The following is a 15,259-nucleotide window of genomic DNA, read 5'->3' as shown; positions in this document are numbered from 1 at the left end:
GAGCGGATACCGTGGGTCCCCTGGATGTGCCCGGAGTGCGCAGCCCCCGGGCATCCGTCTGTCCGAGGAGTTCGCATGGCAAGCCAGACCCGTACCGCGCTGGTCGAGGACCTGATGGAGCGCTTCCCCCACGTGCCCCGGGAGGCCGTGATCAAGGAGGACCTGCTGCGGGGCGGCATGGCCTTCCACGAGTCCGCGCTCAGCGGCGGCGGCGCCGACGGGCCGGGCGGCGGGGACGTCAAGCCGAAGTCCTACTTCATCTTCTCCTTCGACCACCGCACCCTGCCGGAGCTGGGCGCCGCCGCGCTCAACCGCCCGCCGGAGGAGATCGTGCTCACCGGCGGCCCGTACGGGCTGCGCCGCACCGTGGTGTCGGTACGGGTCAACCCGGACTCCCCGTACGTGGTGCGCGGCGGCGAGGACGGCACGCTGGGCCTGTACCTGGACGGGGCGCGGATCTCCGACGTGGGGCTGCCGCCGATGCCGGAGTACTACCGGCACAAGCTGTCGAACGGCAAGTCGGTGATGGAGGTCGCGCCGACCATCCAGTGGGGCTACCTGATCTACCTGACCGTCTTCCGGGTGTGCCAGTACTTCGGCGCCAAGGAGGAGTGCCAGTTCTGCGACATCAACCACAACTGGCGCCAGCACAAGGCGGCGGGCCGCCCGTACACCGGGGTGAAGCCGGTGGAGGAGGTGCTGGAGGCCCTGGAGATCATCGACCGGTACGACACGGCGGGGACCTCGCGCGCCTACACCCTCACCGGCGGCTCCATCACCTCGCAGGTCGGCGGCCGGGACGAGGCCGACTTCTACGGCCACTACGCGCAGGCCATCGAGGAGCGCTTCCCCGGCCGCTGGATCGGCAAGGTGGTCGCCCAGGCCCTGCCCCGCGACGCGGTCCAGCGCTTCCACGACCACGGCATCCGGATCTACCATCCCAACTTCGAGGTGTGGGACCGCCGGCTGTTCCAGCTCCACTGCCCGGGCAAGGAGCGGTACGTGGGCCGTGACGAGTGGCACCGCAGGATCCTGGACTCCACCGAGGTGTTCGGCCCGCGCCACGTGATCCCCAACTTCGTGGCGGGCATCGAGATGGCCGAGCCCTTCGGGTTCACCAAGGTGGGCGAGGCCATCGACTCGACCGCCGAGGGCCTGCGCTTCTTCATGTCGCACGGCGTCGTGCCGCGCTTCACCACCTGGTGCCCGGAGCCGACGACCCCGCTGGGCAAGGCCAACCCGCTCGGCGCCCCGCTGGAGTACCACATCCGGCTGCTGGAGACCTACCGGGCGACGCTGGAGGAGTTCGGCCTGAGCTCCCCGCCCGGGTACGGGCCGGCCGGTCCGGGGCGCGCGGTGTTCTCCGTAAGCTCGTTCATGGACAGCCTGGAAGGGCTGGAGGAGCCCGGGGACGGCGCGCCCGCCGCCTCCTGACCTCCCGCTCCGCTCCTCTTCGTCCCTCCACCGCCCCAGGGGCCCGGTCCGCAGCACGGACCGGGCCCCTTCGCCGTGCGGCGGGGGACTCGGGTCCGCTTCCGGGACGCGGGCAAGGTAGCAGCCTTCTGCGGGGCCGCGCCGATGTTTGTCCGATGGTGAGGGTCCTCCCCGGCGACGGCGCGGCGGGCACTAGCGTCCCGTGCCACCCCCAGCCCACCGAGCGAGGAGGCAGCGTGCTGTCATTGCGGCGGCGATCCACCGGCGGCCTGTCCGTGGCCACGAGACACACGATCGGGAGCGGCCTGGTCATCACCGCGCTGGTGGCCACGCTGGTCGCGCTGCTGGTCCCGGTGTCGAAGTTCGGCGACCGGGCCGCCGCGGCGCCCGCGGGGGCCTCGGGCCTGCCCGCCGGGGTCCAGGACGACGGCGCCGGGACCATGAGCACGGCGTACGGGCCGCTCAGCCCCGTGGACCGGGACTTCGTGCGCAAGGTGCGGCTCGCCGGCCTGTGGGAGCTGCCCGCCGGGCGGCAGGCCCAGCAGCGCGGCACCCGCCCGGCGGTCCGCACCGCCGGAGCGCACCTGGTGGAGGGCCACACCGAGCTGGACCGGCAGGTGATCCAGGTCGGCCAGGCCCTCGGCGTGGACCTGCCCGACCGGCCCTCCGCGCAGCAGCAGGGCTGGCTGGACCAGCTGACGGCCGCTCAGGGTCCGGAGTACGAGCGCCTGTTCGTCCAGCTGCTGCGCCGGGCGCACGGGAAGGTGTTCGCCCTGCTGGCGCAGGTACGGGCGCAGACCCGCAACTCCATGGTGCGCGCCCTCGCGACCTCGGCCAACACCACCGTCCTGGACCACATCACGGTGCTGGAGGAGACCGGGCTCGTCGACTTCGACTCCCTCTCCGACGCGGCCCCCGCGCCCTCCTCGCCCGGTCCGGCACGCCCCCAGGGGGCCTCGGCCCCTCCGATGTCCGACCGACGATACGAAGTGAAGTGATCGCATGAGTCAACAGGGCCACAGGCGCCCCCGGTTGTCGAAGAAGCTCCTGGCCGTGGTCAGCGCCCTGGTGCTGGGCGGCGGCGGGGTGGCGATCGTCGCCGGGAACGCGAACGCCGGCCAGGACGCCTCCCGCACCGGACAGGTGACGGCCACGATCGACTGCCCGGACGTGGGTGACAAGCTCACGGCCGTCCCCGACGGCGCCAGGGCGGAGGTGGACGAGAACCTGGCCCGGCTGGACGTCCAGGTGGCCGACGCCTACCGGCAGCTCGCCGGGGGACAGGTCAAGGGCAAGGCGCAGCAGGACGCGCTGCTGGGCCGGCTGCGCGACCAGCGCGGGACGGCCATCTCCCGGATGTCCGACGCGATAGGCCGCTCGGGAAGCCGCCCGGAGGGGCTGGGAGCGCTGAGCGGGTGCTCGATGAAGGAGGCTCCGGCGCAGGACGACGCGGCCGCCGACGGGGCCCGGAGCATCGGGCAGAAGGCCGGTCCGGCGAAGAGCGACTTCGTGGACATCACCAGGGTCCGGCCCAACGCGAAGGCCCCGTCGCCCTCGGCCGCCGCCTCGAAGGGCACCTTCACCTCGGAGTGCGGGCGCAACGAGAACGGGCACTTCAACCCGGACAACGTGATCGTCGCGCCGGGCGTCTCCAACGGTGCGCACCACATGCACGACTACGTGGGCAACAAGACGACCAGTGCCTTCTCCACCAACAACAGCCTGGCCGCTTCGGGTACCACCTGCGCCAACGGCGACCAGTCCACCTACTACTGGCCGGTGCTGCGGCTGCGCGACGGCAGGGCCGAGCGCGACGCGAAGGCCCCGGGCGGCGGGCAGGACGCCAACGTGGGGACGATCCTGCGGCCCAAGCAGGCGAGCATCAGCTTCAAGGGCAGCCCGGCCGGCCCGGTGAAGGCTATGCCCCGGTTCCTGCGGATCATCACGGGCGACGCGAAGGCCTTCAGCAACGGCACCGCCAATGCCAACGCCTCCTGGAGCTGCACCGGCTTCGAGGACCGGCAGCTGAAGGACAAGTACCCGCTCTGCCCCAAGGGCAGTGACGTGGTGCGCACCTTCACCTTCCAGAGCTGCTGGGACGGCCGCAACACCGACAGTGCCAACCACCGGACGCACGTGGACTTCCCCGACCGGAGCGGGCGCTGCAAGAAGGGCTTCACCGCCATCCCGCAGCTGGTGGAGCGGGTCACGTACGGGGTGGCGCCCGGGGCGCGGTTCGCGGTGGACAGCTTCCCCGAGCAGCTGCACAAGCCGGTGACCGACCACGGCGACTTCATCAACGTGATGTCGGACGGTCTGATGGCCCGGGCGGTGGGCTGCATCAACGGCGGGCGGTCCTGCCGCTGACCCGCCCGGAACGCGTGTGCGGCCGGCCCGGAGCCCCCTCGGCTCCGGGCCGGCCGCTTGGCGCGGGCCGTGCGGCCCGCGGTCACAGGCCGTTGACGCGGGCCATCCGTCCGACGACCAGGGGCGGGAACTCGGCGCCGACCACGCGGGCGGCGCGGCGGGCCACCCGGGAGTGCTGGCGGCGCACCTGCGCCATCAGGCGGCGGCTGCGCAGGGCCATCTCCAGTTCGAAGCGGGTGCGGGGGTCGCGCAGTCCGGGGCCGAAGAGCTTCTCCAGCTGTCGCATCCGGTAACGGACGGTCTGCGGGTGCACGTTGAGGGCCTTGGCGGCCTCGGGGGCGCCGCCGCCCTCCAGCCAGGCGAGCAGGGTCACCTCCAGGCGTTCGCTCTGGCGCGGGGTGAGGTCGGCCAGCGGGCGCAGCCAGCGGGCGGCCAGGGCGTGGGCCAGGGGCTCGTCCTGGAGGAGCAGCAGGGTGGAGAGGTGGTCGTCCACGAAGACGGCCCGGGCGTCGAGGCCGCCGCGGGCGGGGGTGAGGGTGAGCAGGCGCAGGGCCCAGCGCAGGGAGGAGGCGGTGTCGCGCAGGGGTACGGCGTGTCCGACGGCGGCGACCCGGCCGCGCAGCGGGGGTTCGAGGGCCGCGCGGGCGTCGGCGTCGGGGCTCGGGAGCAGCAGGCAGGGGCGGCCGGCGAACATGCCGGCGAGGGCGTCGTCGAGGACGGCCGCCAGTTGCTGGGCCTCGCCGGGGGTGGCGAGCGCGATGGCCCGGACGGCGGCGGGCAGCGGCCAGCCGGCCGCCCGGGCGAGGTCGTCGAGGGAGTCCTGGGAGGCGGCCCGGTCGTCGGTGAGGGCCTTGAAGAGTTCCTGGCGCAGCCGGTCGGGAGCGGCGGTGGGGGTCTCGTGCCGGATCCCGTGGCCATGGCCGTTGCCGTGGTCGTGGCCGGCCCCGCGCACCGTTTCGGGGGCGCCCCCGCGGGGGTCCTCCCGGCGGCCGTCGTGCCGGACCTCGTGTCCGGCGTCGTCCCCGGCCGGGTCGTGGGCGGTCTCGTCGCGGGCCGGTTCGTCCCGGGCCGGTTCGTCCCGGGCGGGTTCGTCGCGGGCCGGTTCGTCGCGGGCCGGTTCGTCGCGGGCCGGTTCGTCGCGGGCCGGTTCGTCGCGGTAGCCGAGGGCGGTGAGGAGGGCCTCTTCCACCCGCTGCCGGATCAGTTCGTCGCCGATGGCGTCATTACCGTCGACAAGTGTGGAGAATCCGGGAATTCCCTGCAGAAGCTCCTCCACTATCTCCGCGGCCAGTGCGGGGAGTTCCCTGCGCACGACACGCGTCCACTCTCCTCGCGGGCGGGACCAGATGCGGTTCAGAAGTTCGCACATCGTTTCCTCGTTCTTGCCGGGGTGAGGCCTGTCCGGTGGAGGAGCGACAAGCCCGTCAGGGTTGTCTGCCTCGCCAACGACCCTGCCTGTCAAGAGAGTTGCAGCCCCCACGCGCCCTTCTGGAGGGATCCGGCCACTTTTGCGCCCTGCGGGTTTGCCTTGTTTTTGCCCCCGGGGACGCATGGATGGCGCGCGACGCGGCGGCCTGTCACGACCTCCACTGGAGGGGAATCTTCCGGCGTTGTTCGATGCGCCGGAGACGCGGTGCGAGAAATTATCACGTTTCGATAAATCCTGTGGAGATGCTGCGCAGCTCCACGATGCTGCTGCACTCCGGCCCCGAGCCCCTTCGGCCGGCGCGGGAATTCCACAGCGCTGCCGGCCGCCACCACCACGATCCCGGGTGCCGAGCGCCAGGTGGACTGTGCTCGGAGCCCCGGTGCACAGGAGAACTGGATGCCCCTGCCCCAGCCGCACATACCCCGCTCCCACCGGTCGCGACGCAGGAGCCGCCACGCGGCGGCGGCTCCGGCCGCGGGACGGCGGGCCGTCCGGCGGCCCCCGCTCCTGCCCGCCTCCGGCCGGCTGCGCCCGAGCGCGCTCTGCGGCGCCGGTGCCGCACTCGTCTCGCTCCTCGTGGCGGTCCGCGCGGGCGCCCTGTCCCGCCTGTGGGAGTTCCTCGACTTCGGCGTGGGCGTGCTCTCGCTCGTCAGCCTCACCGCCACCGTCCTGTGGGGCCTGGCCGCCACCGACCGGGCCGTTCTCGGCTCCGGGCACCGGCTGCTGGCCCAGGGCGTGCACCGCGGGCTGGCCGTGGCCGGACTGGGATTCCTGGCCCTGCACGTCTGGGTCAAGGTGGCCCAGGGGCACACCACCGCGGCGGGCGCGTTCCTGCCGTTCGCCGACGCGGACCGGCCCGTCCTGATCGGCCTCGGGACCCTGGCCGGATATCTCTTCGTCGCCGTCGCGGTCTCCGGAGCCGTGCGTAGTGTGTTCGCGGTCAAGAACCGCTCCGTGTGGTGGCGGGCGCTGCACATCGGCGCCTACCCGGCGTGGGGGGCTTCCCTCGTGCACGGGCTGAAGGCCGGCCGCGCCGCGGACCCCTGGGTGACGGCCTCGTACGCCCTGTGCCTGGCCGGGGTCGCCGCTGTCATCGTGCTGCGCCTGCGCTCCAGGAGACTCGGCGCACCCCCGCGGCCCGCCGCAGCCCCGCAGCCCGGCCCCGCCCCCGCCCCCCCGCAGGGCTCCCGGCCCTCGCGCGGGCGGCCCGGTTTCGTGCAGGACGTCCCCCTCACCGGGATGCCCTCGGTCCCCGGGCAGCGCACCGCCGCCGGTACGTCCGCCGCCGCCCGCCCGGCCGGGCCGCCGCCCGGGCCGGGGGCCCAGCCGTACGCGGCCGCCGCCACGGCCCCGGCGGGCCCGGGCGGCGGCGGGGGCGGCGGGCGGTCCGCCGACCGCGAGGGGTGGCTGTGAGCGGCCCGGCGGAACGCCCGGGGCTCGGCTGCGTGGGAGCCCCCCGGCTGCTGACCGGGCTGGACCGCACCGGGTGGCTCGACCGCGAGGCCCATCTGGCGGCGCACGGCCCCCTCCCCCGGCTCCGCCCCGACGAACTCACCGACCTGGCCTCGGACATCGGCCTGCGGGGCCGCGGCGGCGCGGGGTTCCCCTTCGCCCGCAAGCTCCAGGCCGTCATGCGTTCGGCCCGGGAGAAGCAGTCCTCCACCGCCGTCGTGGTCAACGGCAGCGAGGGCGAGCCGAGTTGCCTCAAGGACACGGCGCTGCTGCTGCACGCCCCGCACCTGGTGCTGGACGGAGCCCTGCTGGCCGCGGCCGCCGTGTCCGCCGAGGAGGTGGTCGTGGCCGTCACCCGGGCGGACGTGGAGCGTTCCGTACGGGACGCCGTCGACGAACGCGGCCCCGGCGGGCGGCGGGTGCGCGTGGCCCGGCTGCCCGAACGCTTCGTCACCGGCGAGGGCACCGCCCTCGTCAACGGGCTCAACGGCGGGCCGGCGCTGCCGTCCGGGCAGCGGGTGCGGACCAGCGAACGGGGCCTGGGCGGGGTTCCGACCCTGCTGTCGAACACCGAGACCTACGCGCAGCTCGCCGTGGCCGCCCGGCTCGGGGCCCCGGCCTACCGCTCGGTCGGCCTGCCCTCCGAGCCGGGGACGGTCCTGCTGACCGTCGCCGGGTCCACGGTCGTGGAGACCCCGTCCGGGACCTCCCTGGCGTACGTCCTGGACCTGTGCGGGAGCGGCGTCGGCCAAGGGGTGCTGGTCGGCGGCTACCACGGCCGCTGGCTGGATCCCGGGGCGGCCCGCTCCGCCGACCTGTCACGGCAGTCCCTGTCCGCCTTCGGCGCGGTGCTGGGCGCCGGGGCGGTGCTGCCGCTGCCGGAGGAGACCTGCCCGGCCGGGGAGGTGGCGGCGGTGACGCGCTGGATGGCCAAGGAGTCCGCGGGCCAGTGCGGGCCCTGCGTACGGGGGCTGCCCGCGCTGGCCGACGTCCTGGAGGACGCCGTACGGGGCGGGGGCCGCGCCGCGCTGGAGGCGGTGGAGGCCCGGCTGAGAGGGGTCCGGCGCCGGGGTGCGTGCAGCCATCCGGACGGCACCTCGTACTTCGTGGCCTCGGCGCTCGCCTCGTTCCCCGAGGAGTTCCGCGACCACGCCCTCGGCAGCGGCTGCGGCCGCCCGGTGACCGGGGCGCTGCCCCTGCCGCCGGACGAGGAGCCGGCCGGGGGCGCGGAGCGGCTGGTCGTGGACTGGACGCTGTGCAAGGGGCACGGGCTGTGCGTGGACGTCCTGCCCGACGTCGTGCGGCTGGACGCGGACGGCTACCCGGCCCAGGCCTCCATGCCGGTCCCGGCGCGGCTGCGGCCCAAGGCACTGCGCGCGGTGCGGCGTTGTCCGGCGCTCGCGCTGCGCTTCCGGGAATGAGCCGCGCACGGCCCCGACGGGTACCCGAGTTCATTCCTGTCGCGATCTGACAAATTCCCGGGGAATACGGCTCCGACCGGCCCGGGCCCCGTATCAATGGGCGAAGGCAGTGAGCCCGCGGGATCGGACCAGAACCTCGAGGAGAGATCGTGAAGACCAGGACAATGCGCCGTGAGATATTCGCCGGGTCGGCGGCGGTCGCGGTACTTCTGCTGACGGCCGGGTGCGGTTCCGGCGGGAATTCCGCCGCGAAGCAGGATTCGGTGAAGCCGGTGGGCGACAGCAAGCAGCTCGACCTCTACGGGTCGGGCTACGGATCCGGTTCGGGCGACGCCCCGGCGGGCGGGGGCGCGAAGAGCGGTCCGGCCGGGCAGCTGAAGGCGCAGGAGGTGGCGGGGGTGGGCTCGGCGGTCACCGACGGGGAGGGCTTCACCCTCTACCGGTTCGACAAGGACACCGCCAAGCCCCCGAAGTCCAACTGCGAGGGCGACTGCGCCCAGGCCTGGCCGGTGGTCCTGGCGGACGACGCACAGGCCGGGGCGGGTGTCGACGCCGCGATGCTGGGTTCGGTCACCCGGGCCGACGGGACGAAGCAGCTGACGCTCGGCGGCTGGCCGGTGTACCGCTACGCGAAGGACACCAAGGCCGGGGACGCGCTCGGCGAGGGCGTCGGCGGCACCTGGCACGCCGTGGGCCCCGACGGGAAGCCGGCCGCCGCAGCCAAGGCCGCCGGCGCGGGAACGGGCTCCGGCTCCGGCTCGGGCTCGGGAATGGCATCGGGAATGGGAATGGGAATGAACATGGGGGCCGGGGCGAATTCCCCGGCGGACGGGAAGAAGGTCTCGCTCTCGGTCCGGCAGAACGCACAACTGGGCGGAATCCTGCAGAACGCGGAGGGCTGGACCCTCTACCGCTTCGACAAGGACAGCGCCTGGCCGATGAAATTCGGCTGCCTCGATGCCTGCCTGGACACCTGGAAGCCGGCCAAACCGGTGGACAAGACGGAGGTCTCCGGAATTCCCTCGGAACTGGTCGGCTCGGTGAAACGGCCGGACGGCTCGGAGCAGCTGACGATCGACTGCTGGCCCGTCTACACCTTCACCGGTGACAAGCAGCCGGGCGACGTCAACGGGCAGGGCAAGCAGGGCCTCTGGTTCGCCGTCACCGACAAGGGCAAGAAGGCGAAGGCCGCCGGCTAGGCCGCCCCGCCCCCACCCCCAGACCCCGTGGTGCCCGGCCCCCCTCCCCGCCGGGCACCACGGCCCTTCCCCGACCAGCCCGTGAGGTTGCCATGCCCCCGTCCGACAAGCGCCGGATCCGCCGCGCGTGCGCGCTGGGCGCCGTCCTGTGCGCCGCGCTGGCGGCCGGTGCCTGCGCCACCGCGCCGGCCCGCCCGGGGTCCGCGCACGCGGCCCACGCCGCCCATGCGGCGAGCACCGCCCCCGCCGCCGCGGCGACGGTCGAACAGCTCGCCTCCGCCCTCGGCTGCACCGCCGAACTGGGCATCCAGGCCGATGAGTTGCGCCAGGGCTCCTGCGAGACCGGGCAGGGCGCCTACCGCATGACCACCTTCGCCGCCGCGCAGGGCCTGCGCTCCTGGCTGGCCGAGGCCGAACCCTACGGCGGCGTCTATCTCGTCGGTGACCGCTGGGTGGTCACCGCCCCGACCGAGGACGCCCTGGCAGAGCTGCGCGAGCGATTCGGCGGAAGGGTGGAGAACGGCGCCGCACACACCGGCCACTGAGCCCAACCCCTAAGGGAATGTGGCTCGTTGTCCGAAATCACCTCGTCCGCGAGGAGGACGAGAGCCGTCATGAGGGATGATTCGCCCCGCCGCCCGGTACTCCAAGGTGGGCAGGGAATGGGACCGCCCCTCTCCGAAAGGAACGGCCTTCCGTGCCGCAGATGAAACGCTTCGCCCCCCTGCTCGCCGCCGCCGGGCTACTGGCCACCTCCCTGCCCCTCCTGACGGCCACTCAGGCCGCGGCCGACCCCGCCCAGGAGTACGCCCCGCCCAAGCCCGCCTGGCACCGGTGCGCCGCCGAGCAGCCGGCCGCGTACGAATGTGCCACGCTCAAGGTGCCGCTCGACTACCGGCAGCCGCGGGGGCGCACCCTCGACCTCGCGATATCCCGGATGAAGAGCCAGGACCCCGCCAAGCGACGCGGCGTCCTGCTGATGAACCCCGGCGGACCGGGCGGACCGGGGCTCGACCTGCCGCTGATGGCGGACGGGGCGCTGCCCGCCGAGGTCCGCGAGAAGTACGACCTGATCGGCTTCGACCCGCGCGGTGTCGGCGCGAGCAGCCCGGTCAGCTGCGGACTGACCGACGCGGAGCAGCAGTTCCAGCGGGCCTACCGGCCCGAGACCTTCGCCGCGGACGTGGCCTGGGCGCGCACGGTCGCGGACAAGTGCCGGGAGAAGGCCGGTGCGGTGCTCCCGTACATCACCACGCGCAACACGGCCCGTGACATGGACGCGATCCGCGTGGCCCTGGGCGAACGGAAGATCTCGTACCTGGGCTACTCGTACGGCACCTACCTCGGCGCGGTGTACACCCAGCTGTTCCCGTCCCGGACCGACCGTTTCGTCCTGGACAGCTCGATCGACCCGCAGCGGATCTGGCGCGGCATGATCCAGGTGTGGGCCACGGAGGCCGAGCCGGCGTTCGCGCGCTGGACGCGGTGGACGGCGGAGCGCGACGCCGAGTACCACCTCGGGGCCACCCCCGAGGCGGTGTCGACCGCCTTCTGGAGCCTGGTGGCGCGGGCGGACCGCGACCCGATCGAGCTCGAGGGCCGGAAGCTCACCGGGGACGACATCCGCAGGGCCCGGCCCCTGTTCTTCTCCCCCGCCCAGGCGGCCCCGTTCGTCGGCGCCCTCAAGGCGGCGGCCGAGGGCACGCCGCCGCCCCGTGGCGTGGCCGTGCCGGAGGAGCTGCGCGGGACCCTGCGGGGCGCGGCCGAGCCCGCCTCGGACAACGGCATGGCCGTGGCCTTCTCGGTGCTGTGCGGGGACACCGACTCCTGGCCGCGCGACCCGGAGCAGTACCGGCGTGACGCGGAGCGGGACAAGGCCCGTTACCCGCTGTACGGAGACATGGCCTCGAACATCAAGCCGTGCGCGTTCTGGCAGCGGCCGGCCGAGCCGGCCACGCCGATGCGGATCCCGGCGGACGTGCTGCTCGTGCAGAACGAGTGGGACTCGCAGACCCCGCTCGTCAGCGGGCAGGGGATGCACGCCGTCCTGCGGGGTTCGCGGATGGTCACGGCCCTGGGCGGTGAGGGGCACACGGTGTACCTGTCCGAGCCCGGCTCCTGTGTGAACGGCCCGGTGAACACCTATCTGGCCACCGGCCGGCTGCCCGGCCGCGACGTGACCTGCACGACCGTCCCGGCCCCGGCCCAGCGGCGCGAGGCCGCGCCGGGTCAGTCGCCGCTGCCCTTCCCGGCCGGACCCCAGCGGTTCTGAGCCCGCCGCCGGGGGCGCCCGTCACGCCCCCGGCGCCGTCTTCCCGGCCCGCCGGCCCCGGCGGCCGCCCGGGATCCGCGCATCCGCCGCCTGCCCCCGCGGCGCGGGCCCGCGGCGGGCGCCCCGCAGCGGGGTGGCCAGTCCCGCCCCGAGGATCAGCAGGCACAGCACGCCGCCCGCGACGCTGACCGCCGGAACCCCGTACCGGGCGCCCAGTCCCGTCAGGACGGCGGCGCCCACGGGGCCCGCGGCGTTGTGCACCGTCCAGAAGGCGGAGGTGACCCGGCCGAGCAGCTCGTCCGGGGTGACCTCCTGCCGCAGGGTCATCGAGGTGATCCCGCCGAGGGTCATGCCGAACATGAACACGGCGGCCAGCACGGCGATCACGGGCACGCTGCGGCTGAGGCCGATGCCCGCGACCGACACCGCGATCAGCCCGACGGTACCCAGCCAGCACGGCCCGAACCCGAGGACCCGCCGCAGCCGCCCGGCCGCCAGGGCCGCGGCGACGACGCCGAGCCCGCTCAGGGCGATCACGTAGCCGAGGGTGGCGGCGTCCCGCCCGAGGTCCTCCCGGACCCGGTAGACCAGCAGGTCGGTGGCGCCCATGGTGACGAAGGTCAGCAGGGTGAGCAGAACGGTCAGGGGGCGCAGCAGCACGTGCCCCCACAGGAAGCGGAAGCCCACGGTGAAGACCTCGCGCAGCCCTCCGGCCGGGGCGGCGGCCGCCCGTGCCGCGGTCTCGCCGGCGGGCGGCGCGTGGCGTCCGAAGGTCACCCAGCGCAGGCTCACCGCCGAGACCAGGAAGGTCGCCCCGTCGATCCCCAGGGCCCATTCACCACCCGCCCCGGCGGTGATGAACCCCGCGACGACCGGGCCTGCCAGCGTTCCGAGGGCGAAGGTGCCCATGAGCCGGGAGTTGGCGGCGGTGAGCTCCCCGGCGCCCACCAGCTGGGGGACGGCGCTCACGTACGCCACGTCGAACACCGTCTTGAGGGCGGTGACCAGCGCGGTCAGCACGTACAAGGGCCACATCAGCGGCCCGGCCGTCAGCCAGAGCAGGGGCACCGCGCCGAGCAGGACGGCCCGCAGCAGGTCGCAGGCGACCATCAGGCGGCGGCGGTCGCAGCGGTCGGCCACATGGCCGGCGAAGAGCCCGGTGAGGATCCCGCTCACCCCGGTGACGACGGTGATCAGGCCCATCTGGACGAGGGACCCGGTGGCGGCGAGGACCAGCATGGGCAGCGCCACCAGCGAGAGCGAGCCGCCGAGGACGGACAGGGCCTGGCCGAGCCAGAAGACGGTGAAGTCGCGGTTGCGCCAGAGCGAGGCGGGGGCCGGCACCCCGTCAGCCTGCTGGACGGTGGTCATCGGGCCGTAGGCCCCGCGCGCTGCGGAGACCGCGATGACGGTGGCGGTGTCGGCGGCGGCCATCAGGGCCTGGCCGGACAGGCCGCCGCCGTCGCGGGCCAGGGAGTCGGACCAGGGCAGCCGCAGGACGGCGTGCCGCTCCCCGGTCTCCTCGACGGTGAGGCCGAGGGCGAGCACCCAGGGGGCGAAGTGGTCGGCGAGGATCTTGTCGGCGTCTGCGGGTGTCAGCGTCACCCGGAGATTGTGGCGGCCCGGCCGGGCCGCCACAACTCCCTTTGCGCCGACGGGATCAGAGGGCCGCGGCCAGCTCGGTGCCCTGGCGGATGGCGCGCTTGGCGTCGAGTTCGGCGGCCACGTCGGCGCCGCCTATCAGGTGCGCCGCGATGCCCTCGGCGCGCAGCGCCTCGTACAGGTCGCGGCGCGGTTCCTGGCCGGTGCACAGGACGACCGTGTCGGCGGGGACCAGGCGCGGCTCGCCGTCGACGGTGATGTGCAGGCCCTCGTCGTCGATCCGTTCGTAGGTGGCGCCGGCGACGGAGACGACCCCGCGGTGCTTGAGCTCGGCGCGGTGGATCCAGCCGGTGGTGGTGCCGAGGCCGGCGCCGACCTTGGTGGTCTTGCGCTGCAGCAGGGTGACCCGGCGCGGGGTGGCGGGACGCTCGGGGGCGGTGAGGCCGCCGGGGCCGGCGTAGGCGGTGTCGACGCCCCAGTGCCGGAAGTAGACGGCGGGGTCCTGGGAGGCGCCCTCGCCGCTGTCGGTCAGGAACTCGGCGACGTCGAAGCCGATGCCGCCGGCGCCGACGACGGCGACGCGCTCGCCGACGGGGGCGCCGTCGCGCAGCACGTCGAGGTAGCTGACGACGTTCTCGCGGTCCACGCCCTCGATGGCGGGGGTGCGGGGGGTGACGCCGGTGGCGACGACGACCTCGTCGTAGCCGCGCAGGGCGGCGACGTCGGCGGGGGTGTTCAGGCGGACGTCGACGCCGCGGGCCTCCAGCTGGGTGCCGAAGTAGCGGATGGTCTCCTCGAACTCCTCCTTGCCGGGGATGCGGCGGGCGATGTCGAGCTGGCCGCCGATGTGGCCGGAGGCCTCGAAGAGGGTGACGGCGTGGCCGCGTTCGGCGGCGGAGACGGCGCAGGCGAGTCCGGCGGGGCCGGCGCCGACGACGGCGACCGTCTTCTTCGTCCGGGTCGGGGACAGGACGAGCTCGGTCTCGTGGCAGGCACGCGGGTTGACCAGGCAGCTGGTGATCTTGCCGCTGAAGGTGTGGTCGAGGCAGGCCTGGTTGCACCCGATGCAGGTGTTGACGGTCTCCGGCCGGCCGGCGGCGGCCTTGGCGACGAACTCGGCGTCCGCGAGGAAGGGCCGGGCGAGGGAGACCAGGTCGGCGCGGCCGTCGGCGAGGATCTCCTCGGCCTTCTCGGGGGTGTTGATGCGGTTGCTGGTGACGAGCGGGACCGAGACCGCGCCCATCAGCTTCTGCGTGACCCAGGTGTAGGCGCCGCGCGGGACGGAGGTGGCGATGGTGGGGATGCGGGCCTCGTGCCAGCCGATGCCGGTGTTGATGATGGTCGCGCCCGCGGCCTCGATCTCCTTGGCGAGGTGGACGACCTCGTCGAGGGTCGAGCCGCCGGGGACCAGGTCCAGCATGGACAGGCGGTAGATCAGGATGAAGTCCTCGCCGACGGCGGCGCGGGTGCGGCGGACGATCTCCAGCGGGAAGCGCACGCGGTTCTCGTAGGCGCCGCCCCAGCGGTCGGTGCGCCGGTTGGTGGCGGCGGCGATGAACTCGTTGATCAGGTAGCCCTCGGAGCCCATGATCTCGACGCCGTCGTAGCCGGCGAGCTTGGCGAGGCGGGCGGCGCGGACGAAGTCCTCGACGGTGCGCTCGACCTCGGCGTCGCTGAGCTCGTTGGGGACGAAGGGGCTGATGGGGGCCTGGACCGCGCTGGGGGCGACGAGGTCCTTGTGGTAGGCGTAGCGGCCGAAGTGGAGGATCTGCATCGCGATCTTCCCGCCCTCGGCGTGCACCGCGTCGGTGATCACGCGGTGCTCGGCGGCCTCCTCCTCGGTGGTGAGGCGGGAGCCGCCCTCGAAGGGGCGCCCGGCGTCGTTGGGGGCGATGCCGCCGGTGACGATCAGCCCGGCGCCGCCCTTGGCGCGCTCGGCGTAGAAGGCGGCGAGCCGCTCGAAGCCGCCCTGGTGCTCCTCCAGGCCGGTGTGCATGGAGCCCATGATCACGCGGTTCGGCAGGGTGGTGAAGCCGAGGTCCAGGGGGCTCAGCAGGTGCGGGTACGGGCTCATGGGTGTGTG

At 74.1% G+C, this 15,259-nt stretch carries 11 protein-coding genes; 8 read left to right on the top strand and 3 right to left on the bottom strand.

The features are described 5' to 3' along the window. The first annotated feature begins 75 nt into the window (after positions 1–75). The 3 genes from B4U46_RS30050 (at position 76) to B4U46_RS30040 (ending at position 3,801) form a co-directional block, all read left to right on the top strand. Entirely contained in the window at positions 76–1,434 is a 1,359-nt protein-coding gene (locus B4U46_RS30050; protein WP_079430764.1) for a radical SAM protein, read from the top strand. A gap of 275 nt (positions 1,435–1,709) precedes the next feature. Then, positions 1,710–2,432, top strand: coding sequence for a DUF4142 domain-containing protein (locus B4U46_RS30045; protein WP_398898838.1), 723 nt, complete (start codon positions 1,710–1,712; stop codon positions 2,430–2,432). 4 nt (positions 2,433–2,436) lie between these two features. Next, entirely contained in the window at positions 2,437–3,801 is a 1,365-nt protein-coding gene (locus B4U46_RS30040; RefSeq protein WP_079430762.1) for a DUF1996 domain-containing protein, read from the top strand. A gap of 82 nt (positions 3,802–3,883) precedes the next feature. Here B4U46_RS30040 and B4U46_RS30035 read toward each other — a convergent pair whose 3' ends face one another. Then, positions 3,884–5,113, bottom strand: a complete 1,230-nt coding sequence (locus tag B4U46_RS30035) for a PucR family transcriptional regulator (protein WP_398907944.1) — start codon at positions 5,111–5,113, stop codon at positions 3,884–3,886. A 513-nt stretch (positions 5,114–5,626) separates the two neighbouring features. Between B4U46_RS30035 and B4U46_RS38405 the strand changes: the two genes are divergently transcribed. The 5 genes from B4U46_RS38405 (at position 5,627) to B4U46_RS30010 (ending at position 11,574) form a co-directional block, all read left to right on the top strand. Continuing rightward, on the top strand, positions 5,627–6,643 hold the full coding sequence (locus B4U46_RS38405) for a hypothetical protein (protein WP_185117146.1): 1,017 nt from the start codon (positions 5,627–5,629) through the stop codon (positions 6,641–6,643). Then, complete coding sequence (locus B4U46_RS30025) at positions 6,640–8,103, top strand: NADH-quinone oxidoreductase subunit NuoF family protein (RefSeq protein WP_107438348.1); 1,464 nt, start codon at positions 6,640–6,642, stop codon at positions 8,101–8,103. The genes B4U46_RS38405 and B4U46_RS30025 overlap by 4 nt, the downstream gene beginning before the upstream one ends. A gap of 149 nt (positions 8,104–8,252) precedes the next feature. Continuing rightward, positions 8,253–9,302, top strand: coding sequence for an SCO0930 family lipoprotein (locus tag B4U46_RS30020; protein WP_237293171.1), 1,050 nt, complete (start codon positions 8,253–8,255; stop codon positions 9,300–9,302). A gap of 92 nt (positions 9,303–9,394) precedes the next feature. After that, positions 9,395–9,847: a hypothetical protein gene (locus B4U46_RS30015; RefSeq protein ID WP_079430758.1), complete on the top strand. Its 453-nt coding sequence runs from the start codon at positions 9,395–9,397 to the stop codon at positions 9,845–9,847. A 161-nt stretch (positions 9,848–10,008) separates the two neighbouring features. After that, positions 10,009–11,574, top strand: coding sequence for an alpha/beta hydrolase (locus B4U46_RS30010; RefSeq protein ID WP_079432082.1), 1,566 nt, complete (start codon positions 10,009–10,011; stop codon positions 11,572–11,574). Between the two features lie 21 nt (positions 11,575–11,595). On the opposite strand, the gene B4U46_RS36795 is transcribed toward B4U46_RS30010, so the two are convergent. Both B4U46_RS36795 and B4U46_RS30000 read right to left on the bottom strand, forming a co-directional pair. Beyond that, positions 11,596–13,179, bottom strand: coding sequence for an MFS transporter (locus tag B4U46_RS36795; protein ID WP_159402133.1), 1,584 nt, complete (start codon positions 13,177–13,179; stop codon positions 11,596–11,598). Positions 13,180–13,234: 55 nt separating this feature from the next. Further along, a complete protein-coding gene (locus B4U46_RS30000; RefSeq protein ID WP_079430757.1) occupies positions 13,235–15,250 on the bottom strand; it encodes an NADPH-dependent 2,4-dienoyl-CoA reductase in 2,016 nt (671 codons plus the stop codon). Between the last annotated feature and the right edge of the window lie 9 nt (positions 15,251–15,259).

Source organism: Streptomyces katrae (genome assembly GCF_002028425.1).
Classification (GTDB): Bacteria; Actinomycetota; Actinomycetes; order Streptomycetales; family Streptomycetaceae; genus Streptomyces; species Streptomyces katrae_A.
This window is presented reverse-complemented; position numbering and strand designations above follow the sequence as displayed.

Coding starts and splice junctions, on each gene's coding strand:
- B4U46_RS30015 (WP_079430758.1), top strand. CDS start 9,395: ATGCCCCCGTCCGACAAGCGCCGGATCCGCCGCGCGTGCGCGCTGGGC.
- B4U46_RS30040 (WP_079430762.1), top strand. CDS start 2,437: ATGAGTCAACAGGGCCACAGGCGCCCCCGGTTGTCGAAGAAGCTCCTG.
- B4U46_RS38405 (WP_185117146.1), top strand. CDS start 5,627: ATGCCCCTGCCCCAGCCGCACATACCCCGCTCCCACCGGTCGCGACGC.
- B4U46_RS30000 (WP_079430757.1), bottom strand. CDS start 15,250: ATGAGCCCGTACCCGCACCTGCTGAGCCCCCTGGACCTCGGCTTCACC.
- B4U46_RS30010 (WP_079432082.1), top strand. CDS start 10,009: ATGAAACGCTTCGCCCCCCTGCTCGCCGCCGCCGGGCTACTGGCCACC.
- B4U46_RS30050 (WP_079430764.1), top strand. CDS start 76: ATGGCAAGCCAGACCCGTACCGCGCTGGTCGAGGACCTGATGGAGCGC.